At 57.2% G+C, this 25,976-nt stretch carries 24 protein-coding genes and 1 tRNA gene; 11 read left to right on the top strand and 14 right to left on the bottom strand.

The window, feature by feature from the left end:
- Positions 1-91: 91 nt before the first annotated feature.
- Together EH31_RS13515 and EH31_RS13510 are read right to left on the bottom strand one after the other, a co-directional pair.
- A complete protein-coding gene (locus tag EH31_RS13515) occupies positions 92-763 on the bottom strand; it encodes a glutathione S-transferase family protein (protein WP_034961112.1) in 672 nt (223 codons plus the stop codon).
- A gap of 66 nt (positions 764-829) precedes the next feature.
- Positions 830-1,228 (bottom strand): hypothetical protein, encoded by a 399-nt coding sequence (locus tag EH31_RS13510; protein WP_034961109.1) that lies wholly within the window; start codon positions 1,226-1,228, stop codon positions 830-832.
- Positions 1,229-1,369: 141 nt separating this feature from the next.
- On the opposite strand from EH31_RS13510, the gene EH31_RS13505 reads away from it, so the two are divergent.
- Positions 1,370-1,762, top strand: a complete 393-nt coding sequence (locus tag EH31_RS13505; RefSeq protein WP_034961108.1) for a VOC family protein — start codon at positions 1,370-1,372, stop codon at positions 1,760-1,762.
- A gap of 15 nt (positions 1,763-1,777) precedes the next feature.
- On the opposite strand, the gene metW is transcribed toward EH31_RS13505, so the two are convergent.
- Complete coding sequence (gene metW, locus EH31_RS13500; protein ID WP_034961105.1) at positions 1,778-2,377, bottom strand: methionine biosynthesis protein MetW; 600 nt, start codon at positions 2,375-2,377, stop codon at positions 1,778-1,780.
- Positions 2,374-3,486: a homoserine O-acetyltransferase MetX gene (metX, locus tag EH31_RS13495; protein WP_034961351.1), complete on the bottom strand. Its 1,113-nt coding sequence runs from the start codon at positions 3,484-3,486 to the stop codon at positions 2,374-2,376. Before metX ends, metW begins: the two co-directional genes overlap by 4 nt.
- Positions 3,487-3,571: 85 nt before the next feature.
- Between metX and hisC the strand changes: the two genes are divergently transcribed.
- Both hisC and EH31_RS13485 read left to right on the top strand, forming a co-directional pair.
- On the top strand, positions 3,572-4,708 hold the full coding sequence (gene hisC / locus EH31_RS13490; protein WP_034961104.1) for a histidinol-phosphate transaminase: 1,137 nt from the start codon (positions 3,572-3,574) through the stop codon (positions 4,706-4,708).
- A complete protein-coding gene (locus EH31_RS13485) occupies positions 4,705-5,628 on the top strand; it encodes a prephenate/arogenate dehydrogenase family protein (RefSeq protein ID WP_034961102.1) in 924 nt (307 codons plus the stop codon). The genes hisC and EH31_RS13485 overlap by 4 nt, the downstream gene beginning before the upstream one ends.
- A gap of 6 nt (positions 5,629-5,634) precedes the next feature.
- Here EH31_RS13485 and EH31_RS13480 read toward each other — a convergent pair whose 3' ends face one another.
- From EH31_RS13480 to ftsE, 4 genes are all read right to left on the bottom strand, one after another.
- Positions 5,635-6,354: a lysophospholipid acyltransferase family protein gene (locus tag EH31_RS13480; protein ID WP_034961100.1), complete on the bottom strand. Its 720-nt coding sequence runs from the start codon at positions 6,352-6,354 to the stop codon at positions 5,635-5,637.
- A gap of 35 nt (positions 6,355-6,389) precedes the next feature.
- On the bottom strand, positions 6,390-6,926 hold the full coding sequence (locus tag EH31_RS13475; RefSeq protein WP_034961098.1) for a YdcF family protein: 537 nt from the start codon (positions 6,924-6,926) through the stop codon (positions 6,390-6,392).
- 66 nt (positions 6,927-6,992) lie between these two features.
- Positions 6,993-7,937 carry a cell division protein FtsX gene (locus EH31_RS13470; protein ID WP_081853410.1) on the bottom strand — a complete coding sequence of 315 codons (945 nt, stop codon included), beginning with the start codon at positions 7,935-7,937 and terminating at the stop codon, positions 6,993-6,995.
- The gene (gene ftsE, locus EH31_RS13465) at positions 7,934-8,710 is read right to left on the bottom strand and encodes a cell division ATP-binding protein FtsE (protein WP_034961093.1); all 777 of its coding nucleotides are present in this window, start codon (positions 8,708-8,710) and stop codon (positions 7,934-7,936) included. Before ftsE ends, EH31_RS13470 begins: the two co-directional genes overlap by 4 nt.
- A 165-nt stretch (positions 8,711-8,875) precedes the next feature.
- Between ftsE and EH31_RS13460 the strand changes: the two genes are divergently transcribed.
- Positions 8,876-9,838, top strand: a complete 963-nt coding sequence (locus EH31_RS13460; protein WP_051699265.1) for a zinc-ribbon domain-containing protein — start codon at positions 8,876-8,878, stop codon at positions 9,836-9,838.
- Positions 9,839-9,866: 28 nt separating this feature from the next.
- Here the strand turns inward: EH31_RS13460 and EH31_RS13455 are convergent, their stop codons facing one another.
- On the bottom strand, positions 9,867-10,121 hold the full coding sequence (locus EH31_RS13455) for a hypothetical protein (protein ID WP_034961092.1): 255 nt from the start codon (positions 10,119-10,121) through the stop codon (positions 9,867-9,869).
- Positions 10,122-10,327: 206 nt separating this feature from the next.
- On the opposite strand from EH31_RS13455, the gene EH31_RS13450 reads away from it, so the two are divergent.
- A tRNA-Leu gene (locus tag EH31_RS13450) sits at positions 10,328-10,414 on the top strand.
- A 753-nt stretch (positions 10,415-11,167) separates the two neighbouring features.
- Here EH31_RS13450 and EH31_RS13440 read toward each other — a convergent pair.
- From EH31_RS13440 to EH31_RS13425, 4 genes are all read right to left on the bottom strand, one after another.
- Entirely contained in the window at positions 11,168-11,440 is a 273-nt protein-coding gene (locus EH31_RS13440) for a hypothetical protein (protein WP_034961088.1), read from the bottom strand.
- Entirely contained in the window at positions 11,440-12,147 is a 708-nt protein-coding gene (locus tag EH31_RS17385) for an RHS repeat-associated core domain-containing protein (RefSeq protein WP_241765934.1), read from the bottom strand. Before EH31_RS17385 ends, EH31_RS13440 begins: the two co-directional genes overlap by 1 nt.
- Positions 12,148-12,170: 23 nt before the next feature.
- Positions 12,171-12,563, bottom strand: a complete 393-nt coding sequence (locus tag EH31_RS13430) for a hypothetical protein (RefSeq protein WP_034961083.1) — start codon at positions 12,561-12,563, stop codon at positions 12,171-12,173.
- 230 nt (positions 12,564-12,793) lie between these two features.
- On the bottom strand, positions 12,794-13,525 hold the full coding sequence (locus tag EH31_RS13425; protein WP_051699285.1) for a queuosine precursor transporter: 732 nt from the start codon (positions 13,523-13,525) through the stop codon (positions 12,794-12,796).
- A gap of 202 nt (positions 13,526-13,727) precedes the next feature.
- On the opposite strand from EH31_RS13425, the gene EH31_RS13420 reads away from it, so the two are divergent.
- The 3 genes from EH31_RS13420 (at position 13,728) to EH31_RS13410 (ending at position 19,724) form a co-directional block, all read left to right on the top strand.
- Positions 13,728-14,972 (top strand): NupC/NupG family nucleoside CNT transporter, encoded by a 1,245-nt coding sequence (locus EH31_RS13420; RefSeq protein ID WP_034961081.1) that lies wholly within the window; start codon positions 13,728-13,730, stop codon positions 14,970-14,972.
- A gap of 46 nt (positions 14,973-15,018) precedes the next feature.
- Positions 15,019-15,975 carry an isopenicillin N synthase family dioxygenase gene (locus EH31_RS13415; RefSeq protein ID WP_034961078.1) on the top strand — a complete coding sequence of 319 codons (957 nt, stop codon included), beginning with the start codon at positions 15,019-15,021 and terminating at the stop codon, positions 15,973-15,975.
- Positions 15,976-16,244: 269 nt separating this feature from the next.
- Entirely contained in the window at positions 16,245-19,724 is a 3,480-nt protein-coding gene (locus EH31_RS13410) for a TonB-dependent receptor (protein WP_034961076.1), read from the top strand.
- A 164-nt stretch (positions 19,725-19,888) separates the two neighbouring features.
- Here EH31_RS13410 and EH31_RS16995 read toward each other — a convergent pair whose 3' ends face one another.
- Entirely contained in the window at positions 19,889-22,993 is a 3,105-nt protein-coding gene (locus EH31_RS16995; protein WP_051699263.1) for an ATP-binding protein, read from the bottom strand.
- Positions 22,994-23,227: 234 nt separating this feature from the next.
- Between EH31_RS16995 and EH31_RS13400 the strand changes: the two genes are divergently transcribed.
- The 3 genes from EH31_RS13400 to EH31_RS13390 all read left to right on the top strand — a co-directional run bounded on the left by EH31_RS13400 (position 23,228) and on the right by EH31_RS13390 (position 25,968).
- On the top strand, positions 23,228-23,953 hold the full coding sequence (locus EH31_RS13400; RefSeq protein WP_034961075.1) for an energy transducer TonB: 726 nt from the start codon (positions 23,228-23,230) through the stop codon (positions 23,951-23,953).
- Between the two features lie 117 nt (positions 23,954-24,070).
- Positions 24,071-25,108: a mannose-1-phosphate guanylyltransferase gene (locus tag EH31_RS13395; RefSeq protein ID WP_338390486.1), complete on the top strand. Its 1,038-nt coding sequence runs from the start codon at positions 24,071-24,073 to the stop codon at positions 25,106-25,108.
- Positions 25,105-25,968, top strand: a complete 864-nt coding sequence (locus tag EH31_RS13390) for a class I mannose-6-phosphate isomerase (RefSeq protein WP_241765927.1) — start codon at positions 25,105-25,107, stop codon at positions 25,966-25,968. Before EH31_RS13395 ends, EH31_RS13390 begins: the two co-directional genes overlap by 4 nt.
- Positions 25,969-25,976: the final 8 nt, after the last annotated feature.

Raw genomic sequence — 25,976 nt, 5'->3', positions numbered from 1 at the left:
CGGATCATACCGGATGATCCGCAAGGGTGACCACCCTCCCTCAGCCTAGCGAGGATGCGCGCCCGGATGGGCGTGCGAAACACAAAAGAGCTTACCCATCGACCAGAGCATAATGCGCGGGCGGTTTGATCACGTCCATGCGTTCGGACAAAAGCGGGCGGAAGCTGGGACGGCTTTTGAAGACCGAATACCAGCCGCGCGTTTGTTCGTGGCCTTTCCAGTCGATCCCGCCAAGGTAATCGGCCACGCTGATTTGTGCAGCAGCCGCCAGATCCGCAAGGCTCATCGTAGAGCCCGCCAGCCAGGGACGGTTATCGATCAGCCAGTCCATGTAATCCAGATGGCCATGCGCGTTTTTCATCGCATCGCGAAGGACGGTGCTGTTGGGTGGCTGTTTATAGACGATCCGCTTTTTCATCCGCTCCATCAACAAGGGGCCGGTCACGTCGTGGTAGAAATTTTCATCGAAAAGCGCGACCAACCGCCGGATTTCTGCACGGTTCGCAGCGGTCCCGTTGATCATGGGCGAATTATCGACGGTTTCCTCGAAATATTCGCCAATCGCCCGGCTGTCGGCAAGGACGAGCTTCTTCTCTTCATTTACCACCACAGGCGTTGTGCCAGCCGCGTTCAGATTGGGGAACATTTCAGACGGTGTCCAAGGGTCTTCGCGCACAAGATCATAGGCAATCCCCTTCTCCCCCATAAGGAGGCGAATCTTGCGCGAAAACGGACACAGAGGGAATTGATAGATTTGCCACATTGCAAATATGACCATGCCTTAAAGCTTAAGCAAAAGCCACAAGTCTAAGGGCAGCGCAAGCCACTATCACCCACCTTGGGGGGATACGCCTCCCAAAAGGATCAAACAGCCGGGCATCATTGCCTCGACGCTGGCAAAATCGGTCGCTTGGTGGCGAGCCCGTTCGGCCTGAACAAGCTGCACCACATCGCTGCGCTCAAGGCTGTAGCTGTCGATCAGGCGCACCATGGCGCCGAGGAAAAATTCGCGCGCGCCCGCTTCTTGCATACTTGGCCAAGCGCCGCCGCGATTGTCTCCTGCGTCCTGCCAGCCTTGCACGATCGCAAATGCCACTCCGCAGCGCGGCGCGGTTGCTTCTTCAATCGACAAATCGGCAAACGTGTCAGGCTTGGCGGGCGCAGGCGCAGGTGTCGCCGCCTGAAGCGCAAAAGGCGCAGTAAGCGCGGCAATGAGGGATAGGGTCATGGGCTCCCCTTAACCCGATGCATCTGAACCTGCGACTACAGTTTGCAGACCAGCACCGCTCGCGCCAAAGTTTGACCTTGCCGCGTCTCTATTTGCAACCTACCTCCATCGGTGTTCCACCCATGAGAGGAGAGACATTCCATGCTTAATCACGTGATGATCGGTTCCAACGATATCGAGAAGTCCAAGAAATTCTACAACGCCGCGCTCGGCGTTCTTGGTGCAGGTGAGCCGATGGCCCATGTCAACGACACCGGCCAGACCCGCCTGTTCTACATGCACAATGGCAGCACGTTTTCGGTTTCAGAGCCAATCAACGGCAAGCCTGCTGAACCATCCAACGGCTTTACCCTTGGCTTTGTCTGCGATTCGCCAGAGCAAATTCAGGAATTTCACGATGTAGCGGTCGCCAATGGCGGCACCACTTGCGAAGACCCTCCCGGCCTTCGTGAAGGCTCGATGGGCCCAATGTATCTGTGCTATTTCACCGATCCCGATGGGCACAAAATCTGCGGCATCCATAGGCCGGGTTGATTTGGGGATTAAGCCCTAACGGCTAAGCTCAAACACAGCATATTCAGCGCGCCAATTGGCTCCCACGGGGCCAATGGCGCGCTCATTTGCGAAGTTCCATTCAGCTGTGATTTTGGCGCCCTTTTTCGCGGCCAGTGCGCGGAAATCTTCGACCGTCACATGGTGGATGTTTTCGGTCTCGTACCAGCTTACCGGCAAGGCATTGGTGACCGGCATTTTGCCTCCGAACATGAGCGCCGCTCTGGTGCCCCAATGTGCAAAGTTGGGGAATGATACAAAGGCGACATCGGCCACCCGCAAAAGCTCTTCGAGCACTTTGTCCGGGCGATTGGTGGTCTGAAGCGTGCGAGCGAGCACGGCGAAATCGAACGCTTTGTCTGGGTAATTCGCAAGGTCGGTGTTGGCATCGCCCTGCACCACGGAAAGCCCGCGCGACACACAGCGCTCCACCTTCACCGGGTCAAGCTCAACCCCGCGCACATCTGCACCGTGATCGGCCTCTAACGCCGCCATCAAAGCGCCATCGCCGCAGCCCACATCAAGGACGCGCGCGCCCTGTTTTTCGCGGCCAATCTGGTCAGCAATCGCGGCAAGGTCGAAGCGCAGCCTAGTCATTCGACAAACCCCCGAACCACGCGGTCGAGCTGATCGTGCGGCAAAAGGAAGCTGTCGTGTCCGGCATTGGCTGACAATTCGACAAAGCTCACCTTTGCAGAAGTAGCGTTCAGGGCATGAACCACATGGCGACTTTCCGCTGTGGGGTAGAGCCAGTCGGTGTCGAAACTCACCAGACAAAAGCGCGCCGTTGTACCCGCAAATGCGTCCGCCAGCTTGCCGCCCCCCGGACCATCAGAAAACTCTTCGGCGAGGTCGAAATAATCCATCGCCCTTGTGATGTAGAGATAGGAGTTCGCATCAAAGCGCTGGGTGAACCCGCTGCCTTGATAGCGCAGATAGCTTTCCACCTGAAAATCGGCCTCGAACCCGAAGCTTTTCGCGTCGCGGTCCTGCAAACGCCGGCCGAATTTCTCGGTCAGCCCTTCTTCGGACAGATAGGTAATATGCGCGGCCATGCGCGCAACCGCGAGGCCATTGTCAGGCTTTGCATCTGCGCCGTAATAATCGCCGTCCTGCCAATTGGGGTCGGCCATGATCGCCTGACGACCCAATTCATGAAAGGCGATGTTTTGGGCCGAATGGCGCGCGGTAGAGGCCAGAACCAGCACCCGCTGCGCCCGGTCAGGCCAATTGGCCGCAAGGCTAAGCGTTTGCATTCCGCCCATCGAACCGCCGACAACCGCGTGCAGTTTCTCTATCCCGAGGCCATCCAGCAAAGCCACCAATCCGCGAACCATATCGCGAATGGTGATGACTGGAAAGCGCATGGCATAAGGCTTTCCATCGGGCGCAATTGACGCAGGTCCGGTGGAGCCCATGCACGAGCCAATCACATTGGCACAGATCACATGAAAACGGTCAGTATCAATCGGTTTTCCGGGGCCAACCATACGTTCCCACCAGCCGGGCTTGCCCGTGATCGGGTGATTGCTTGCCACATATTGGTCACCCGTCAGCGCGTGGCACAAAAGGATCGCGTTGGATTTGTCAGCGTTCAGCTCGCCATATGTCTCATACGCGATCTCTGCCCCTTCGAGCACCTGCCCGCTATCAAGCGCAAGGGGCATAGCAAGGGCATGGATTTTGGAGGGGCCGGGACGGGTCATATTGGCTTTGCGAATTGGGGGAGGGCCCATAAGATGTCAATTGGGGTATTCAGCCGGGCACAGAGCGTATATCGCGCGTCCCGCTATGACAAAGACAGCGACAGGGCGCCCTGAACCCAAACCATACATCCTAGGCATTCACGCCTATGTGCCCGGCAAATCGAGCGGGAAGGACGGAAAACCGCTGGTGAAGCTTTCCGCCAATGAGAACCCGCTGGGCTCTTCGATTGCGGCTATGGAACAGCTTGAGGCACCGCGCGGCTTTTCAACCGGTGCTGCGGCATATCCCGATCCCGATTCCAAGGAATTGCGCGCCGCCCTGGCAAAGCTGCATCAGCTGGATGAGGCCCGCATTGTGTGCGGGACGGGTTCAGATGAATTGTTGAACCTCGCGGTGCAGGCTTTCGCAGGAGCAGGCGATGAGGTTGTGTTCTCGCGCCATTCTTTTGCGGTGTATGATATTGCCGCGCGGCGCTGCGCAGCGACGCCGGTTGAGGTCGATGACCGCGATTTCACCGCCGATGTCGATGCGCTTCTGGCAAGTGTGACAGAGCGCACGCGGGTCGTATTCCTTGCCAACCCCAACAATCCCACCGGCACATGGATTGCACCAGAGGAGGTCGAGCGGCTCCACGCAGGGCTGCCCAAGGATGTGCTGCTGGTGATTGACGAGGCTTACGGCGAATATCTTGCGCCCGAGTTTCAGGTGATCGGATTTGATCTGGCGGATGCACATGACAATGTTCTGGTCACGCGCACTTTCTCCAAGATTTACGGGCTGGCGGCTGAACGCATTGGCTGGGCGACAGGGGCGCCGCATATTATCGACGCGCTCAACCGTATTCGCGGGCCATTCAACGTGACGACCTCTGGCCAAAAAGCGGCCCTTGCATCGGTCGATGACCAGGATTTTGTCCGCATGAGCCGCGAGCACAACACCGCCGAGCGCGCACGATTTGTCGAAGCGATCACGGCGCTTGGCAATCACGGGATTTGCGCTGTGCCAAGCGAGGCGAACTTCGTGCTCGTCCGCTTCGAAGGCGAAGTGCAGGCTGAAACCGCTCTTAACGCTTTGGGCGAGGCAGGATATGCCGTGCGCCATCTGCCCTCGCAAGGCCTGCCCGATTGTTTGCGCATCACGATTGGCAAAAGCGAGGATATGGACGCGGTTGCGGCGTGTCTGCGCGCGCTGTGCGATGATCTGGGCGGAGGGCGCGCATGACCATTGAAAGCCCCGAAATAAAGACGGTCGCCATCATCGGGCTGGGTTTGCTTGGCGGGTCGGTTGGTCTTGCCATAAAAGAGCGCGCAGGCACAATCGTCACCACCGGCTATGACCGCGATGCAGAAGTGCGCGACCGGGCGACTGAACGCGGGCTTGTGGGCACGGTTTGCGAAACGGCGGCGCAGGCGGTGGACGGCGCTGATCTGGTGATTTTGTGCGTGCCCGTAGGCGCAATGGAAGCAGCGGCAGGCGAGCTTGCGCCACAGCTTAAACCCGGCGCGATCATCTCCGATGTGGGTTCATCCAAGGAAAGCGTGGCACAGGCGCTTGCCAGAGCGCTTCCCGGTCACACCATTATTCCAGCGCACCCTGTTGCAGGCACAGAGCAAAGCGGGCCTGAGGCAGGATTTGCATCGCTGTTTGTCAATCGCTGGTGCATTCTCACTCCGCCAGAAGGCGTGGAAAAGGAGGCGGTCAAAGCGCTGTCGGATTTCTGGGCGAGCCTTGGCGCCAGGGTCGAGATTATGGATGCAAGCCACCATGATCTGGTGCTGGCCGTAACCAGCCATATTCCGCACCTTATCGCCTATACGATTGTGGGCACGGCAAGCGATCTGGAAGAGGTCACGCGTTCTGAAGTCATCAAATATTCCGCAGGCGGCTTTCGCGATTTCACCCGGATTGCTGCGTCCGATCCGGTGATGTGGCGCGATGTGTTCCTGAATAACAAGGGCGCGGTGCTCGAAGTGCTGGGCCGCTTTACCGAAGACTTGACCGCTCTCCAGCGCGCGATCCGTTCAGGCGACGGGGATACGCTCCATGACCTGTTCACCCGCACCCGCGCAATCAGGCGCGAAGTGATCGATCAGGGACAGGATGACGAACGCCCCGACTTTGGGCGCAAGGATCATAGTTAGCCGGGCTCAGGCGCTCGCCGGGATGCCGCCTGCAGCGACGCTCTCACCATTGTTCAGGGCATTGATCGCCCGGTGCACGCGGGCCTCGACCTCGGCACGCGGAAGGCCCGCCGGGATTGTTTCGCCCACGCGGTAAGTGATCGTGCCGGGCCTTTTGATGAGGCGATGATAGAACGGGCCGCTGTTCACAGCGACTGGCACAACCGGCAGGCCAAGCAGCTTGTAGATACCGGCAAAGCCTGATTGCAAAGGCGGCTCTTTGCCGTGGGGCACACGGGTACCCTCAGGGAAAATGACGAGAGGACGCCCTTCGGCCACGCGCAATTTCGCCGTCGCAATCATCTCCCGCAGAGCCCGCGCGCCTTTGTCGCGGGCCACCGGCACAAGGCCGTAAACCCTGGCCGAAAATCCCCAGCCCGGGATCCAGAACAACTCGCGCTTGGCAAAAACGGTTGGGAAGCTGAACAGGCGCGGCATATCAATCGCCTCGAAAAAGCTCTCATGCTTGACCGCGATCAGGACCGGCTCATCCGGGATCACGCCTTGCTGCACGATGCGCATGCCAAGGATGTTTTCAACGCACCAAAAGTGCCAATCGCCCCAGGTTGCCACGACCTTTTTCAATGCGCCTTGCCCAAAGGGAATGGCGAGCACTGATAAAACCACCAGTACAGCGCTGAACCCGTAAAACAGCGGGTAAAAGACAAGGCTTCGAATTAGGTGCACGTTTCACATTACTACGAGTGGGGAGCGGGGGGAAATCAATAACCAAAAAGGCCAGCTATAAAACTGGCGATGAGCTTGTGATATTCAAGGAACAGACTGGTAAGACTTGGGGCAGACGGCACCGCATCTCGGACAATACGAACGTTTTCGGGCAGTGCGCGAGCGACCTCGGCTGAGGCGCGCCGCATATGCCAATCGGTGGTCACAAGGCGGACAGAGGCGACCTGTTCTTGTTCAACCCATGCAGCCGCTTCGGTCGCATTGCCGCGCGTATCCACTGCTGTAAAACCAAGAGTGATACAGCAATCCATCTGGTCCTGCGGCACTTCGAACTGCGCAGCAAATTCCTCTGGCCTTACCTCTGGATCAACCCCTGTGACCAACATGCGCGGCGCAAGCCCTTGGTCAAGCACGGCAAGCCCTTGATCAATGCGGCCCGCCCCGCCGGTTGCCACGATAACAGCATCGGTTTTTTCATCACCTGCAGGCTGAGGCAAGGCCACTGTGAACCACAGGAAACCAAGAGCCCACACCATGACCAATGTGGCAGCAAGATAGCGAAAAACCTTCATTCAAGCCTACAAAAATGACCCTAACACCATGGGGCCCAACAACATCGACCCCTACAACATCGACCCCTACAACATGGATCTTAGCGCATAACCAATCGTTATCCGCCCTGTTATGAGCGCAAGGCAAACGCCTCCGACGGGAATTGCGGCAATAATGGCCCAATCGAGCATTCTCAGCCCTCCGCCGCCCACCATGCCGCTATCCAGGCTCGCAAACTGCTGACCCAAGAGCCATACGGCACCAAGCCCCAATAAGAGGCCGATCAGTGCGCCAAAAGCGGCCTCTTGAATAACGGAGCGTTCAAACATCCGGGTGACCTGTTTGTCCGTCCCGCCCAGAAGGTGGACGATCTCCACCGTTTCGCGGTGATTGATAAAGGCATTGCGCGAGGCAAGCCAGACAGCGGCCGCCGTTGCAAGCGAAACCAGTATAATCAGCGCGAGCGCCAGATATTGCAGCGCGGAAAGCGCGTCATAAACGGGCCGCAGCCATTGCGACTGAGCATCAACGCGCGCCGTTCCCCCCATTGGCTCCAACGCTGCATCCAGCGCGCTTTGCAATTGCGCAAGCTCATCACCTGATGCGCGGCGGATAAGTTCGACATCAATAAGGGCCGGGATCGGCACATTCTCGCTTGCAGCGCCCCTGCCAAGCCACGGTTCAAGCAATTCCTGCAATTCATCCTCTGGCACGACGCGAACCGTTGTCACAAGCGGGTGCGCGCCCAAGGCTTTGGCGGCGGCTTGCGCCTGGACAGTGCGTGCCTCTTCGTCGGCTTCGATGATTTGCACCGTCACCGCATCGGCCAGATCAGCGCGCGCATTCTGCGCCAGATTACGCAAGGAAAGACCGCCCGCAGCAGCGATAACGACCAGCGCTATCAAAATGGCGATCACCCAAGGAATGGGCCCGCTTAACCGTGCCGGCGGGGCAAGGCCTGCCGATATGTTCTTGGCAGGTGCCAGATCGTCATCTTGCGGGCCGGTTTCAGGAAAGGGCGTCTCGCTCATTTGCCCGCTCCCATGGTCCCGGCTCCCATCATTCCGCCACCCGCAACACTGGGCCGCGATTTGGGCGCAGGGGGATACCGAAGCGCGCCGGTTGGATCTGACAACCGCCCTTTATTCAGCCTCATAATCAGCGATTCGGGCACTTTTTTAAGCAGATGCACATCGTGGGTTGCGACAATAACAGTGGTGCCCACCCGGTGGTTGAGCGCTTCGAACAAACGCAGCAGTTTAAGCGCCATTTCCGGGTCCACATTGCCCGTTGGCTCATCAGCGATCAGGATTTGCGGGCGCGCGATCACCGCCCGCGCAATGGCGGTGCGTTGCTGTTCCCCGCCCGACATCGTCTCCGGGATCGCGTGCATCCGGTGGGAAAGGCCCACCCATTCCAGCATATCCGTGACCGAACGCCGCACCTTTGCCTCGTCCGTACCCGCAAGCCGCAAAGGCAATGCGACATTGTCGAACGCAGACAGATGTGGAACCAGTCTGAAGTTTTGAAACACAACCCCCATACGCCTGCGAAAATCAGGCAAACGGCCGCGCGGCAAGGTAATCATGTCCTTGCCAAACATCCGGATGCTGCCACGCGATGGGCGCTGTGATAGATACAGCAGTTTCAAAAGGCTGGTCTTGCCCGCACCGCTTGCCCCTGTGAGGAAGTAGAAGCTGCCCGGAAAAAGCGTGAAAGACAAATCGGTCAGCACTTCGGGATCGGTGCCATACCGAAGGCCCACATTGTCGAATTTCACTATTTCCGCAGGCCTGTCGTTCATAGGGACCGGATTTATCAGCGTGCCCCGTGTTGGGGAAGCCCAAGCAACCGGCCAAACCCCGCAAAATACGAGGGGCAGGGGTCAAAACGTGCTTCCATGTGGAAAAAGGGGCCGTTTTGGCCTCTGCACCGGTTAAAGCCCTTGTGAAGCGGCACGGTGTGATTCATGCAATTTATTGCAATGATCATTTCCTGCCCAGCCTGCGGAACACGCTATGCCGTACCCGATAAAGCCATCGGGCAGGAAGGGCGCACTGTACGCTGCGCCAAATGCAAGCACAGCTGGTTTCAAGACCCCGAGCCGCTTGAACTTGCGCAAGAGGTTGCGCCTTCACCTGCGGCCCCATCGGCTCCTGTGCCCACTCCGACACCGGAGCCTGCTCCAAAGCCTTCGCCCGAACCGACAGCGCGCAACGAGTCAACTTCGCCAAAGGCACCCACCTCACAGGTGCCCGCTTCAGAGATACCGGGGCCATCCGTCGATCATTGGCGCAGCGATGTGCAAGATCCGCCAGAATACGAAGCGGCTAAGGAAGAGAGCTTGGCCAGCTCTTCTGACCCATTGGCTGACGCAGATGACGACGATCCGTATTACGACGACGCGGATCGCGCCTTTGATTCAGATGAGGGCGAGGGTGAATACGAGGACGATTACGAAGACGGGGCCTCAAGCTTTGACTATCGCCCGCCTTTCACCCGGCGGCGCAACTCGCTCAAAATGTGGACCATTGCCGCCGCTGTTTTCGCAGCAGTAGCCACCGGCACCGTGATCGCTGCCAATTATTATGGCCTGCCCGACTGGGTCCCGATCCAACGCCCGGAATTTGGCATTGGCAAAACCGATCTTGAACTGGATTTCCCCGCAACCCAGCAGCGCAAGGAAGTGCTCGAAAGCGGCGAGGAAATTTTCCAGGTGCGCGGCTCGATCAGCAATGTTGGACAAGAAACCGTGGGCGTCCCCAGCCTGTTGATCGTGTTCCGCGATGCGCGTGAGAAAAACGTCTATTCCTGGGTGGTCGTCCCGTCCAGGCGCGAACTTGCGCCGGGGGAAAGCCTGAATGTGACAGAAGCGATCACGGATATTCCGCCCACCGCGCAAGCGGCCGAAATCGGCTGGTCACCTAATTAGTCGGGCTTAGCCTCGATAGGTCCTCAGCCTAGTTAAATTCCACCCAGACCGTGCCTGCTGCATCGGATGTGCGCTGCACCCCGTTGACGCGGGCGTTTGCGTTCTCCTGCGCAGAGGCTTGCTCTTGTGAGAACACGATCCGCGCCGGACGAAGGACACGCGCGCTGGCTCTCACCTGTTCAACCACGGGCCGCGCTCTTGCCGTGCTTGAAGTGTCCGATGTCTGGGCCACCTGCGGCGCTACGCTTTGGGCAAAAATCAAAAGGGCAACGGCAAGGCTCATACGGTATGGTTACGCCCGCGTTCACCATATTCGCAACTGCGGCAAAACCCTTATCCCGATGCGGGACAGGTGGCGTGCCCGAGTTAATTTTGCGACTTAAAGCATATGCGTGCATCAAAGCCCTTGCGCGAGGGTCAACCCCTTGCTAGTGGCGCGCTCCTACCGAGGGCAGAGCGCAGCATGCGCGGTGCCTTTACCTACAGAGTGCGGTCGTGGCGGAACTGGTAGACGCGCAACGTTGAGGTCGTTGTGGGCTAACGCCCGTGGAAGTTCGAGTCTTCTCGACCGCACCAAACAGTCCATATCACTAGATCAATTCCCTTAAGGGGAGGAAGCCTCGCCCAGGACCGGCGCAGCCGTGCGCCATTCGCGCGTCTGCGGGGTGGGTTGATGAGCTTATGCAAGGACCGCTGGTGGTGACGCTTTGCGTGATTGCGGTGGCTCTGGTGGGGTTTGCGGCGCTGAGTGGGCGGTTGCCCGCGCGGATGGGTGCAAGGGCAGTGCTGGGGTGCTTTGTGGTGCCCAGAAACGTTTGGCGCGCGCCGGCGATTGCTTCTGCGCTGATGATGCAGGGGGAGGAGCCTTCGACCCAAGTGGTCTACCAAGCCCCGGCCTCTGCGGTGCAGTCACCAAGGTCCGATTTGCCGCCTGCGGACTATGATCCTTATTCTGGAGCTTCCCTTAGAAGGGATTGAGAGAGCAGCGGGAGCATATTGACGAAGGCTCGGCTCCCGCTTGTTGGAAGTTTGGCACACTGTTCAGGCTGAGGAATACACTCAATTTGTAATCGGCGATATCGTCGAAGGAGGCGATTGAAGCTCTTTGGGTTGGCCAGTCCGAGTGCAAGGTATTTACGCAGGCTAGCAATGCGCTGCGGCGTAAGAAAGCTCTGCTCAGCTGAGCAGATTAAGATGGCGCTATCGGAGCCTAGCGCGACAACAAGTATGTATGCGCTAACATGACTATATTCTTACCCGGCAGCTTCATTGCGCTGCGATTGAACCAATTAATTGGTGACGGACTAACGAGACAGACCCCTAGCAGTCTCAATGAAAGCTAACATCGAAACCGTATCGTTCTCCGATAAGCTTTTCACAACCATGCGGAAAGCCCATTAACATCTCAACCATCATTACTCGCAAGTCATTTATATTTATCGCAAATGTAATGTCGTCCCTGGTCACAAGACTCCGAATCTCTTGTAGCTCATGTCTATAGTACCCAAATAGAGTCTGGAACTCTCCATCATCTGGGAACACCTTTTGATCGAGTACAATTTGAAATATCTCGTCAAGCTCCGCATCTTCAATTCGTTTCATTATTTCAGTCCAAGAAATGAGCCATATCGCGATCTGTAAATGGTGGACTGACTAGACATATGATTATTAACAATCACAACTACTCCTTTTTGTCCACGCGCGTTAGAGCCACCAGGAGCATACCAAAAAGCACGACGGCCGCGTGATAATGCTCGGAACTCATTTCGTTGCGCGATAGCGGTATATGCCAAAGCTGCAACTTGCTCACGTGTGTTAACTCCTAGTTGTTCGATTCGAGCCGGAGAGACATGATTTGCGGCATTGCCAGATGCTTCAACCCGAAGCACGTGAGGCCTAGCTTGAGCACGCCTGACCTGTCCCGACGAAATTGGGGAGTTTGGATCTCTAGCATAAGCAGCATGTTTCGGACTAACTTCACGAATTCCCGAAATGGCTTCTCCGTGTACAATTCCATTCGCAGATTGGCCACGCGGCCCTGCCCCTCGCCGGGTGCCTAGGCTATTCCCCGACGCAGAGTTCGACGTCATTTCGACATTCGCATCTGAACTACCACCATCAGTTCCCCGCCCAAGCGAGCCAGCATAGTTACCGGGGCACGCATTACTTCCAAGTCTGCTGCACAGATTCCCGCTTATCCCACGCTTCTCAGAAGCGTTGTTAACCTCAGCCAACCCCGTCGGATCGACCCCATTGATCGGGTCATTCCCAACATAGGCGTAGAGGTTATACTGGTCCTCATATCCGATGGGATCAGTCTGGAGGAAACGCCCTAGCGTTGGCGAGTAGATGCGGGCCCTTCGGCTGCCTGCAAAGGCAGGCGCTCAGGACGAAGCTTTGTAGTAATAGCGAGCAGGACCCTTATGCCGGGGGCATAAGGAAGCCCGCGCAGCCCCAGCTCTGGCAGCCACGCCTGCGCTTGCTTCTCGAAGTGCCCCCGGCACTTGCTGCGAGGCGCGCTATACCGAAACCGGCCCTTGGTCGCGATGTCATTGCCGTTGGTAGCGGTGTCCGGAATGCCGTACTCATCCCCGGCCTTCGCCGGTGCAGGCTTCGGATTTGGTCGCGATAGAATTGCCCCGGTAATCGGTAACCGCAACAATGCTACCGCGAGGATCAGCGTGCACAAAGCGGCGGCCCGTGCCTGAGCCTTGCGCTCCTTCATACCACACGAGCGGATCGTCTGCTTCTACATTGGAACCATGGATACTGAAACAGGTTCAGCACAGGCGACGCGCCGCAGCACCTGGCCCGATGCACCAATCTCCACCGCCAGCGCATTGCCATCGTAAAGGAAATGCGTGGTACCTTACCGGATACGGTGACACGGGCTGTACGGCGATCCCCAACCGCAATGAATACCGTTTGACGAGGGGGTAAGCGTGCTGCGGACCGTCACGCGAACTCGTTCGCCTGATCGGCCGCGCTCTTCTTTGTATCGAGCCATCGCGCAGCCCTCACCCCGAAAGTGATAAGAAACGGCACCAGCACAATGCTGAGCGCGACCTTCGCGATCACCTGTCCGATGAGCAGGTTCATAATCGGGAACAAACCGTAGAAGGCGAGCGTGATGAAAATCACCGAATCGAGCGCCTGGCTGAGCGCAGACGCCAATGCGCCGCGCGCCATCAGGCCAAGGGTGGTTGCTTCGCCTGATCCTTTGAGCTTATCGAAAATCCAGATGTTGAGGAGCAGCGAGACGATATAGGCCGCAGGGCCCGCTGCCCACACGCGCCAGACGGTTGAATGCACGCGCTCGAACGCGGCCAGATCATCGGCGCGGCCACCCAGCATTTCTGGAGAAGCGGGAAGGTTTAACACCAATTGCATCAGCAATGACGCGATAAGCAGCGGCAAAAACCCCCACCATACGATCCTTGTCGCCATCTGTTTGCCATAGAGCTGTGCCAGAGTGCTTGAAATCACGACCAGCAGGAGAAAGGCAAATATGCCCGATTCCACGGCCAGATCGGTCGGCACCAATTGCACCTGCTTATAGGCAAGGACGCCGGCAAGGACCGTCATCCCGCCATATAGCAGTGTGAAAACGAACAATCCCAAGGGCATGGAAAGGGTCGCTGGACCTGATGGGGTGTCCAATGTGTCCGTTTTTGTATCTTCGTTCATAACGCCCATCGCTAGGCGAGGGCTTGCCAAAAGGAAAGCGGTGCCCGGCAAGCTGTCAACGGGCCCTTTCGCGCCGCCTCTTGCGAACTGCCACACAAACTGCCACGCCCCTCTCGCGTTCAATTCGGGAAAAGGGGGCAGGGATCGCCCATCTGCGCGTGACCTGCAGCTGTGTGTTTACGTGAGTGAAACTGCAACTTCGATGCTGTTCAGCGTCTTTGGCATTATCGCAATTCTGGCAATCGCATTCCTGCTTTCTTCGGGAAAGCGGCAGATCAAACTGCGCGTTGTGGGCTCCGCTTTCGCGCTTCAGGCGATTATGGCGGTGCTTGTTCTGCGCACCGATTTTGGCGTGGTGACGATCCAGTTTCTTTCCGATGGGGTCATTGCCCTGCTTGGCTATTCCGTGGTCGGGATTGAGACTTTGTTTGGCCCGATGGGCAGCAACCCCTTTGCCAACACCTTCCTTATCGCAGCCTTGCCGGTGATCGTGTTTTTTGCCGCACTCGTGTCGATCCTTTACTACCTTGGTATCATGCAGCGGCTGGTGCGCTGGCTTGGCGGGGCGATTGGCTGGCTTACCGGGATCAGCAAGGTCGAGGCCTTGGGAAGCGCTGCGAATATATTTGTCGGCCAATCGGAAAGCCCGCTTGTGGTTCGGCCCTATCTGGCTGCTCTTCCCCCTTCGCGCCTGTTCACGTTGATGTGTGTCGGAATGGCTGGGGTCGCAGGGACCATCCTTGCCGCATACGCCTCCTTTCTGGGATCAGATGCGGTGCCCTATCTTCTGGCGGCGGCCTTCATGTCAGCACCCGGAGGCATTCTGATGGCTAAAATCATCATGCCCGACGATCCCGAGGAAGCCGCAGAGCACGACAAGCTGATGGAAACCGTCGCTGTCTCCGAAACATTTGAAGAAGGCGAGGCGCCTGCCAATATTATTGAAGCGGCCGCGCAAGGGACCACAACCGGCGTTAAGCTCGCAGTGGCTGTTGGTGCGATGGTTATGGTGTTTGTGGCGCTGGTTGCGCTTGCCAATGGCCTTTTAGGCGGTGTTGGTGGATGGTTCGGCTATCCTGACGTCACATTCCAGCAGCTGCTTGGCTATGTCTTTGCGCCTGTCATGTTCCTCATCGGCATTTCGGATTGGGAACAGGCTCAGATCGCGGGTGGATTGTTCGGCACAAAAATCGTGCTCAACGAATTTGTGGCCTTCATCGAGCTAGGCGCGGTCGAAGGGCTGACTGAGCGCAGCCGCTCCATCGTCACCTTTGCGCTTTGTGGCTTTGCCAATTTCTCCTCCATCGCCATTCAAATGGCGGTGACAGGCGGACTTGCCCCGAACCAGCGCCCGGTGATTGCACGCCTTGGCCTCAAAGCGCTTGCTGCAGGCTCGCTCGCCAATCTGATGAGCGCGGCTTTGGCTAGCCTATTTTTGCCTTTTTAGGGCAAACACTCTGGAATGGGGCGGCTCCCTTTATTAAGTGGGAGTAATGACCGACACACAAACACCTGCCCAGGCATCCGCCGACATCGCCTCCGTTTCCCTTGCCCAGCCGCCTCAGGATATTGCCGAGGAATTGGGCCGCAGCTTTGCCGAATATGGTTTTGCGGTGGTACGCGATCACGGGATACCGCAAGAGCTGATCGAGCGCGCAGAACAAACCTCGAAGGCGTTTTTCGCGCTGCCTGAAGATGTGAAGCGCAGCTATAAGCTTGAAGGCGCAGGCGGTGCGCGCGGCTACACGCCGTTTGGCACAGAAAAAGCCAAGGACGCTGAGGTTTTTGACCTTAAAGAGTTCTGGCACGTTGGCCGCGAGCTTCCCGAAGGCCATGCTTTAGCCGAGTTCATGGCGCCAAATGTTTGGCCTGCGGAAATTCCCGAATTCGAAGAGACGTTCAGCGCGCTGTACCAAGCGTTCGAGGCGACCGGCCTTCGTGTGCTCGAAGCGATTGCGCTGCATTTGGAGCTACCGCAGGATTTCTTTGCCTCAACGGTCAAGGACGGCAATTCGGTGATGCGTTTGCTGCATTACCCGCCGCTTGGACCAGACGCGCCAGAAGGGGCGATCCGCGCAGCCGCGCATGGCGATATCAACACGATCACGCTCCTTTTGGGTGCCGAAGAAGCGGGGCTCCAACTGCTGACCAAGTCTGGCGAATGGCACCCGGTTTATGCTGAGGAAGGCTCAATTGTTATCAATGTGGGCGATATGTTGGAGCGACTGACAGCGGGCGTTTTGCGTTCGACCACGCACCGTGTGGTCAATCCGAAAGGGGCAGGGGCAAAGCGTTCGCGCTATTCCATGCCGTTCTTCCTGCATTTCCGCCCCGATTACGTGATTGATCCGCTGGAAAGCTGTACCTCGAAAGACGGCGCAGCACCGCAAGAGCCGATCAGCAGCCACGATTTTCTTCAGCAGCGGCTGCGCGAAATCAACCTCGCCTGAGGCATCTGATTCGCCAAATTCGCGTTTTTGCGGGCGTTGGTTACGCCAAAGTCAAAAAGGTGGTCGGCGTGGCATCGGTGCAACACCAGCCTGTATCGCCCGGAATCCCTAGGGATTTTGGTGTTTGGCCTAGGCCAAATGGTTAGTTTTCCCGGGGGGCGCAAGCAAGCGTCATAGACCTGTCATAAAAACGTCCTCATGGGGCAACCCAGCGGGCCTAGACCCGCGTCCAGTTATCCGATCCTCCAAGCGGTAAGGGGCTCCCTCTCATGAAGTTAAAATATCTCCTGGCAGCAAGCGTTGTAAGCCTTTCGGCAGCAGCGACTTTCGCCACACCTGTTCACGCACAGCAGATTACCTCTGGCGTGGAAGGTACAGTCACCGATGAATCAGGTAATGCCCTGAACGGTGCAACCATCGTCGTCACCGACACTCGCACCAACCAAGCCAGCACGCTTTCTGCTGGTTCAGACGGCAATTTCCGCGTTCAGTCGCTTCAGCCAGGCGGCCCGTACACTGTAACGGTCACTGCGAACGGTTTCGAAGGCCAAACCGTTGAAGACGTGTTCCTGAACATCTCAGGTAACACCAGCTTCAACTTCTCGCTGAGCTCGCAAAACGCAGGCAACACGATCGTTGTGACCGGTGTTCGCGCTCAGGTCAGCCAGGTTGCTGTGGGTCCGGGTTCGGCATTCGACACCCAGACGCTCGAAGCATTCCCTTCGATCACTCGCGACATCCGCGACATCATCCGCATCGATCCACGCGTCAGCCTTGAGCAGAACAACGACGTTGATCGTATTTCCTGCCTTGGCGGTAACGATCGTACCAACACCTTCACCGTTGACGGCATTGTGCAGTCAGACGTGTTCGGTCTGAACGGTACGCCTTTCGCTGCACGTAACTCGCTCCCGCTTCCGTTCGACATCGTCGATCAGCTTTCGGTTGAGTTTGCACCGTTCGACGTGGAGTATTCCGAATTTACCGGCTGTCTCATCAACGTTGTGACCAAAGCGGGTGGCAACGAGTTTAGCGGTTCTGCATTCATCACCTATTTTGACGGCGGCCTGTTCGCTGACAATCTTGATGGCGCACCATTGAACGCCAACGAAGAAAAGCGTTACGGCGCGACCCTTTCTGGCCCGATTATCAAAGATCGCCTGTTCTTCTCGGTTGGCTACGAAGAAGCTGACCTTACCGGCGGTAACAACTTTGGTCCAAACGGCGGCGGCTTCACCAACGAAGCCAACTTCGTCACTCAAGAGCAGTTCGACGAGTTCGCTCGTATTGCCCGCGATGTGTACGGCCAGGACATCGGTGGTTATCCAACCGCTCTTCCAGAAGGCAACAAGCGTTACTTTGCGCGTCTTGATGCGATCATCAATGACGATCACCGTCTTGAAGCGACGTATCAGCGTCTTGAAGAAACCAACATCGAAAGCGATTTCGGTGGTCAGAACATCACTGGCTTCAACTCATTCGAAGACGAAGGCACGACCTCTGACTATTACTCGGTTCGTCTCTACTCTGACTGGACTGATACGGTATCGACCGAGCTTCGTGTGAGCCGCGCCGAAGTAGGCGACGTTCAAGGCCCGGTTGGCTTTGGCGAAGCGCAAGCTGAGAACCCAACCACGCGTTTGGTTGTTGGCGTTAATCCGGTCGATGGTCGTACCACACAGCCAGGTATCCTGAGCACAGGCCCGGGTATCTTCCGTTCAGCTAACCAGCTCGACACGCGGATCGACCAAGCCCGTTTCCAGATGAACATCGATGCAGGCGACGGTCACTTCGTAAAGCTGGGTGCAGAAGTTAACGATCTGGAAGTGTTCAACCTGTTCGCGATCAACGCAACCGGTTCGCTCTACTTCCAAAACTTCGCTGACTTCGAAGCAGGTCTGTTGTCACCAGGCACGGAGCTGTTCCCGGACGCTGACGAAATCGCAAGTGGCGCGGCGCTTGGCGGCGACATCAACGCAGCAGCAGGCGGCGACATCAACAATGCAGCAGCATCGTTTGGTCGTCAGATCTATTCGTTCTACGCTCAAGATGAGTGGCAGGCGACCGATCAGCTGTCGATCAACGCTGGTGTCCGCGTGCAGATCTATGACGGTGATGCACCGCAGTTCAACCAGAACTTCGTCGACCGTTATGGCTTCAGCAACGCTGTACCGTTCAGCTCGCTCGATCCTCTCATCCTCCCACGTCTCTCGGCGACTTATGAGCTCTTCAACGAAGGGTTCTTCTCTGACAGCCGTATCACGGGCGGTGTCGGTATCTTCTCAGGCGGCGATCCGGTTGTGTATTACTCCAACGCGTTCTCGAACAACGGTTTCTCGAGCGCATTGGGTACAACCCGCTTTGACTGTGGCCCAGGCGACATTCCTGTCGATCCTGTAACCGGTCAGTTCAACGTCCTTGCTGGCGGCAGCTTCAGCGGCTTCCCGCAATGTGCGATTGATGGCGGTGCAGCCGACGCAGAAGCAGGTCGTGCAGACGTTCAGTCGACCGATCCTGACTTCGACGTGCCGACTGTGACGCGTGCAAGCCTTGCGTTCCAAACCACTTTCGGGGCCGATACCGGCTTCTTCAGCGACTGGAACCTGCAGCTCGACTACATCTACTCAAAGTTCAACAATTCGCTGAACTTCGTAGATCTGTCGCAGACCACGGACATCCGTAACGGCTTGAACGGTTTCACCGTTGATGGTCGCCCAATTCTGGCTGCTATCGATTCGACCAATGCAGGGTGTAACGCAGTGCTTCAAGGCACCGGCGGAACGCCTCCGGTCTACACCGGTGTGACGCCAGAGTGTTTCAACACTGGCCGTGATGACAACATCCAGTTGACCAATGGCCGTGATGGCGATTCGCACTCAGCTTCGATCATCCTTAGCAAGCAGTTCCAAAGCGGACTGTTCACGCAAGGTGGTTCGACCCGAGTCCAGTTCGGCTATGCCTTCACCGATTCAAACGATGCTCGCAACAACCAGTCATCGACAGCGACTTCGTCGTTTGACGTGACAGCAGCGTTTGATCGTCAGGACCCAGCTGTTTCGACTGCGACCGCGGAAACCCGTCACAACTTTACAGCGGCAGTTAACTTCCGCGAGGAGTTCTTCGAAGGGTATGATACCAACATCGGTATCTTCTTCCGTGCACGTGAAGGTCGTCCATACAGCTTGACCTTCGATGGTGGCGGCGTCTTTGCCGACAGCTCGTCAGGCAATGACAACGCGCTGCTTTACATCCCGACCGGGATCGGTGATCCAAACGTTGTTTATGTTGACACCTTCCGCCGGATCGATGGTGTGAACACGCTAATCCAGACAGCTGAGCAGACCGAACAACTGCTCAACGCCTATCTCGATGATAGCGATGTTGCGGACCAGTGTGGCATCACTCGCGGTGAAACGATCGGACGTAACACCTGCCGTAATGATTGGCACTATGACATGGACCTGCGCTTCAGCCAGGAACTGCCATTCATCGGAAGCCTGACCGGCATCAAGGATGACCGCATTGAGCTGTTTGCTGATTTTGCAAACTTCCTCAACCTGCTCGACAGCGGTGCGAACCTGCTGCGTTCACGCGGTGGTTTCAACGCCCTGGTCCCAATTGCCGATGCCGTCGGGGTCGATGACGAAGGTCGTTACATCATCAACGACTTTGCGCCAGACGATCAGAACTTCATCGCCATCAATCCATCAGCATGGCGCATTCAAATCGGTGCTCGCTACGAATTCTAATTCGAGCCTGAACTTGATACGAAAAAGAGCGGCGGGGCCTTCGGGTCCCGCCGTTTTTTATTGAGCCGCTTCTTTTACGCCGTTTTCAATTGCGCCGCTCGCATCCCGCATCTGGCACCCGTCATTCGGCACCCGGCATCCAGCACCCGGCGTCGCGCCTGATATCAGGCGTCGATCTGTGCAAGAGTGTCTGCTGGATCATCGGCCACGCTGAGTAATTCAAATGCCAGCGCTTCGCGCACATCGCCCGGAAGCCCCATACGCAGCGCATGTTCAAGCGCAGCTGCCTGATCGCCCAACTCCGCCTCGCCAAAGATCGCGGCCGTCCCAGCAAGCTTGTGCACCAACTTTGCAAGCTCATCGCAATCCTCAGGCGAGCCGTGCTTCTCGCTCAAATTGCCCTCTTCAAGTGCGGTGCGCACCGCCTCCACCGCCTCACTGCGACGCTTGGTCCAGCGTTTGATAAGGCTAGGGGAATGGAACTCAGAAAGGCTCGATCGCCGCGTGGTCAGGGTCGGTGGTTCAGGAAGCGCGATCTCTCCGATCTTGGGAGGCCTGGCAGAGCGGTTGCGCGAAATGTCGACAATCTCCGTGACAAGCCTGGGTGGCGCCTTCTCTCGTGCAATTTCTTCTGGTCCCGTTTCCTCAAAATTTTGGGCATCCTCGAATTCTGTCCCTTTGGTCGCCGCCACCTCATCGTTGTCGTCTGCGGCGATGATCCGGGTGGGAAGCCAGCGTTGGAGTGCGCGCGCCAGATCGGCAAAGACCAGCGGTTTTGAAAGATGGGCTTGCATCCCGGCATCACGAGCCGCTGCCAGATCCTCGGGGAAAGCATTGGCGGTAAGCGCAATGATTGGCAGTTCTTCCGGGGTGATGCCTTCCATGCGGATAGCTCTGGTCGCGGCATAGCCATCGCATCCCGGCATCTGAATATCCATCAGCACCAGATCATAGGGTTTGTCGCGCATGATCGAATCGATCACCATCGCGATTGCCTCATTGCCATCATGCGCTATCGCAACGCTTTGCCCGCATTGCTCGAGCATTTCTGAGACAAGCAATCGGTTAATGTCATGGTCCTCGACCAGAAGGATGCTTGCCGACTGGGTGAGCATTGAGGCTTCCAAAGGCTCAAAGGGTTCGACGAGGGCGGGTTCGGGTGTGGCGGGCTCAGTGTATTGAGCGGGCAGTGTCAGGCGGAAGGTCGAACCCTCGCCGGCTTGGCTTTCCACATTGATCGTCCCACCCAAAAGCTGGGCCAACTGGCGGCTGATTGACAGGCCAAGACCAGTCCCGCCAAAACGCCTTGCGGTGTTGCTTTCTCCTTGGGTGAACGGAGCGAATATCGACTTCAAGCGTTTGTCGCTGATCCCGATGCCGGTGTCTTTGATGTCGACGTAAAGCTCTTCCTCATCGCCGGAGACGGAGATCTCAATCTCTCCGGTTTCAGTAAACTTGATCGCATTGCCCACGAGGTTAAGGATGATTTGCCGAAGGCGAAGGCCATCTGTCTTGATCCACGGGCTTTTCCCTGCCGCGTGATCTCCGCGTTTGAGGTTTGCGCACGCTTCACTCATCGAAAAGTGGAGTTTCAGTCCCTTTTTCTCTGCGCTTGGACGATACAGCGCAGCGCATTCGGTGATCGTTGCGAGGAGGTCGACCGGTTCATTGGTGATACCCACCTGCCCGGCCTCAATCTTCGACAAATCAAGTATATCATTTAGCAGCATCATCATCGATCGGCCTGATTGGACGATCATGTCGACATGACGACGGTTCTCTTCGCTAAGATCGCCTTCTCGCATCAGCTCTGCAAAGCCCAGAACGCCGTTCATAGGCGTTCTGATCTCATGACTCATATTGGCAAGAAATTCGCTCTTTGCGCTGGCCGCTTTTTCTGCAGACCGGCGTGCGCGGGTCAAGAGCAGTTCGAGCTCTACCCGCTCGGTCACGTCGCGTGCAGACACAACAATGCCGGTGCGAGTTCCGTTGGTTTTGTCGGTGACAACAGCGCAATCGGCTTCGATAAAAACCGGGTGGCCGTCCTCATCATCGAACAATCTGCGATAGGTCAGACGCTCCCTGTCGCTTTTCCCGCTGGTCAGTTTGTCAAACACCTCCATGATCCGCTCGGAGGCATCTTCGTGCGTGCGCTCCATTATCTTATGACCAAGGAAGTCTGTGGCTGGCCTGCCCAATACATCTTCGACTGAGGGAGAGGCGTAAGTGCAAACGCCGTCAAAATTCATCATCAAAATCGCATCGTTGATGCCTTCGGCAAGCAGGGCCAGTTCGCGCTGTCTTTTGTCCAGCTCGTCGGTCAATCGTCTGCGGCCTGCAAGAATGGCAGCGATGGGAAGGCCGGTAAGGAAGTTTGCGGCGATAAAGGTTTGAAGGAGGTTCACCTGCGCGATTTGGCTCAACCCCCCAGTTGCAATCGGGCCAAGCCCTGCAAAGCTCGAGATTGCAGCGACCATAGCGATGCCTGGCACAAACAAAGCGGTGCCAAGCGCGCCCAAGCGAAACGCTATAAGCAGCGTCACAGGCGGGATAAGGAAGAGCAAGGGGGACGCGGCCTGGTTGAAGACCAGATAGACCGCGCAAAGCCCGGTCAAAAAGATCAATCCCGCCTCAAGCAGGTTCGCGCGAAGGTTAGGAAACGAAGTGTGCCTCAGCCGAGTAACCAACAAAAGGGCGGGCACCACCAGAATAATGCCGAGGCTATCGACCAGGAACCAGTCCAATGCGCCCCGCCACATTGCGCCAATGTCTGGTCCCATCGCAGGAGCGGCGATGATTGCTCCTGCAACCGGGCCAACCACGCCGCCATATTGCAAAAAGTGCCCCAAATGTGAGAGGTCGGACAGGTCCGGCACCGCACCGCAGCGCCGCCTTGTCAGCCGGGTGACGAGGAAAATACACGCAACATTGCCCCCTGTGAACGCGAGCGCCATGATAAAAGGCGTGCCCGATGCCATATTGGCTGCAAGGCTGGCGACAGCTATTCCCACAAACACTGGAAGCTCGCCGCGCAAACGGGCGAGGAACAGAACGGCGATTGCGATCGCATTGGGAGGCCAAACGCTTGCAAGGGTTGCGTCAAAGCGCGCGATCGATAGGCACAAAATCGCCGCCAGAAAATACGCAAGCGCAAGGCCCAGGCCATATTTCCATGCGCGAGCATAAGCGAAAGGGGCCAACAGCGCACGCACGCTTATCCGTGAAAAAGCGCCGTCAAAATCTTGCGCTTTATCCTCGCCTTCCGGCAAGCTCAGTGTCCCTTCGGCTTCCGATTGAGATCGAGGATTCGTTTGGGCACTCGCACTGGAGGCACCGCGTGATGTTGGACAAGTGCGGGCGGCGGTTCTAATTGTGGGCTGCATCGCAATTCACCTGATGTGGTGGGAAACGCAAGTCATTGTCGGGATTGTTTGATCCTCGTTTGTGTGCGGCTAACATTTTTATGGCCCATATAATTCTAGGTTCACATTTGCAGAGAATAGATGATCAAGACCAAATCGCGCTATCAGGGAAAACCGCGATACCCGCGCTGGCTCCTGCTGGCTGGGATCATCGTGTTTCACGTCGTGGCGCTTTATGGCCTCTCCCGCCTGCTTGCGCCCCAGCTCACTGCTTCGATTGAACGCGAAGTGGTCAGCGCATTGACGGTGACCATCACGACTCCGGCCCAGCCCGAAACCCCGCCTCAGCCTGATGCAGGTGCCCAAGGCGAGGCCGGTAAAGAGGCGGTGCCTCAGCCGGTAACAGCGCCCAGCCCTTCGAAAATTCCCAAACGTCCAGAACCGCGCCCGCGCGCTTCATCGACGGGCACAGCCAACAATTCTGGTGCAAGAGATGCCGGCGATGGCACTGGCAATCAGGGGGCCGGCGATGGCACCGGCAGCGGCAATGGCGGCGGGGGCCAAGGCAATGGCATCGCCGTTAAGCCAAGCGTTCGTTCCGGCTCGCTTGACCCCAGACGCGATTTTCCCGTTCCAGAGGGAGGGCGAGCGACCCGCTTTGGAACGTCGGTTACGGTTGTATTCACGGTTCAACCCGATGGCCGCGCCACCGGGTGTTCGGTTGCGCGTACAAATGCGGATGCGCAAACAACCGCTTTGGTGTGCGGTCTTGTCATGCAGAAGATTAGGTTCAATCCTGCGCAAACAAGGAATGGCGAGCCGATTGCTTCTCGCTATGGCTACCGCGTTGATTTTCGTGAGCGATAATTCACACCAATTGAGGCCCAATGAATTCAGGCCCAATGAATAAGGTATTGTTCTTCCGCTTAATTGGATGCATTGCATGCAAACGGGGCGGGACTTGAAGCAAGGATAAGAATAGCTGTGATCCACCCTGTAATACTGTGCGGAGGCAGCGGTACTCGGCTGTGGCCACTAAGCTTGAAAACGCGGCCCAAACCCTTTCTCCCGCTTGTCGGTGACAACAGCCTGTTTGAGCAGGCGATAGACCGGGTGGCAGGCGACGACCGGTTTGCAGAGCCTATCATTGTGGCTGGCGGTGCGCATATTGATCTGATCAAGGAACAATTGGGCGAAAAACCCCATCGCTTGATCGTTGAGCCCCAAGCCAAGAACACAGCCCCCGCGATTGCATTGGCCGCCGCGATGCTTGCGCCTGATGATGTCATGCTTGTTTGCCCAAGCGATCATTACATCGCTGATCCACACAGCTTTCGCGCCGCCGCATTGGCCGCAGGCGTGCTTGCTGCGCAAGATTACCTCACCGCCTTTGGAATTACGCCTGATCGCCCTGAAACGGGCTATGGTTATATCCGCCAGGGTAAGGCTCTTGAGGGCGGATTTGCGATCCGAGAGTTTGTTGAAAAGCCCGATCTGGCGCGGGCAAGAACCTATCTCGCGAGCGGCGAATACAGCTGGAACGGCGGGATCTTCGCGTTTCGCGCAGGCGCATTTCTCGATACTTTGGCAAAACATCGCCCTGCCATGGCGCAGGCGGTCAAGGCTTCGATGGATGCGGCCTCGCATGACGCGCAAACGCTCCACCCTGATGCGGCAAGCTTTGCGGCGATTGTGGGCGAATCTGTGGACTATGCCGTCATGGAAAATTCTGAGCGCGCCGCCATGGTGCCTGTCGATATGGGGTGGTCCGATATCGGCAGTTGGGCCGCGCTTCAGGATGCGTTGGTCGAACAAAGCGATGGCAACGAGCAGCGCAACGTTACCACGGGCGAGGTCGACCTGATTGATTGTCGCAACGTGCTTGCAAAGAGCGATGGCATACGAGTGTCGGCGGTAGGCATTGAAGATGTCTGCATCATTGTTGCCAATGGAGAGGTTTTGGTGACCACGCGTGAAGGCGCGCAAAAGGTCGGGAAACTTCCCGGTGCGGCGAACCAATGACGCAAGCTGTTGAAAATGGGGCCAATATGGATGTGTTTGTGCGCAAACTGCCCAAGCGCATGGTTGAGAAAGTCTGGGGGCGCGATGAATTGCCCGCCCCATTCCAGGCGCCAGAGGGACAGCGCATTGGCGAGATATGGTTTGAACCACCGTCAGAGCTTGGCGATCTGTTGGTCAAATATCTGTTCACCAGCGAAAAGCTTTCCGTGCAAGTCCACCCCGGCGAAGACAACGCCTTGGAAGGAGAGGACAGCAAGGAGGAATGCTGGCTGGTGCTAGACGCGCAGCCCGGTGCACAATTGGCGATCGGCTTTGATAAAGACATAAGCGCAGACGCGATTGGCACGGCGGCCGAAGATGGCACGATCGAAGAGCTGCTAACTTGGCACGATGTGAAAGCAGGCGATATCTTCCATCTGACGCCCGGCACCGTGCACGCAATTGGCGCAGGGCTGTCACTGGTCGAAGTTCAACAAAACAGCGACACCACCTTTCGCCTGTTTGATTATGGCCGCCCCAGGCAATTGCATCTCGAGCGCGCTTTGGCGGTGGCAAAAGGTATGCCTTTTCCTGATCACCTGAAGGGTACAATTGATGAGCGCGGTGAGACGCTGATCGATGGAACACGCTTTCGGCTTGATCGGATTGAGGGCGCGCCGGGGCCAGAGATTGAGACAGCCTATCCCGGCACGCTTTTGGTCCTGCCGCTTCAAGGCACAGTCAAGAGCGCTGGCAAAACCGCCAATAGCGATACGGCGCAGGAGGTCACCGCGCAGGAGGGCGAATGCCTGCTTGCCTCCAGCCTTGGGGCACTTGATTTCAGCGATGCCAAGGTGACCTTGCTCACCCGCAGCGTTTAAGGGCTCAC

The sequence above is a fragment of the Erythrobacter longus genome, assembly GCF_000715015.1.
In the GTDB taxonomy this organism is placed as follows: Bacteria; Pseudomonadota; Alphaproteobacteria; order Sphingomonadales; family Sphingomonadaceae; genus Erythrobacter; species Erythrobacter longus.
Note: the sequence above shows the minus strand (reverse complement) of the source record. Positions and strands in the feature narration are given on the sequence as shown.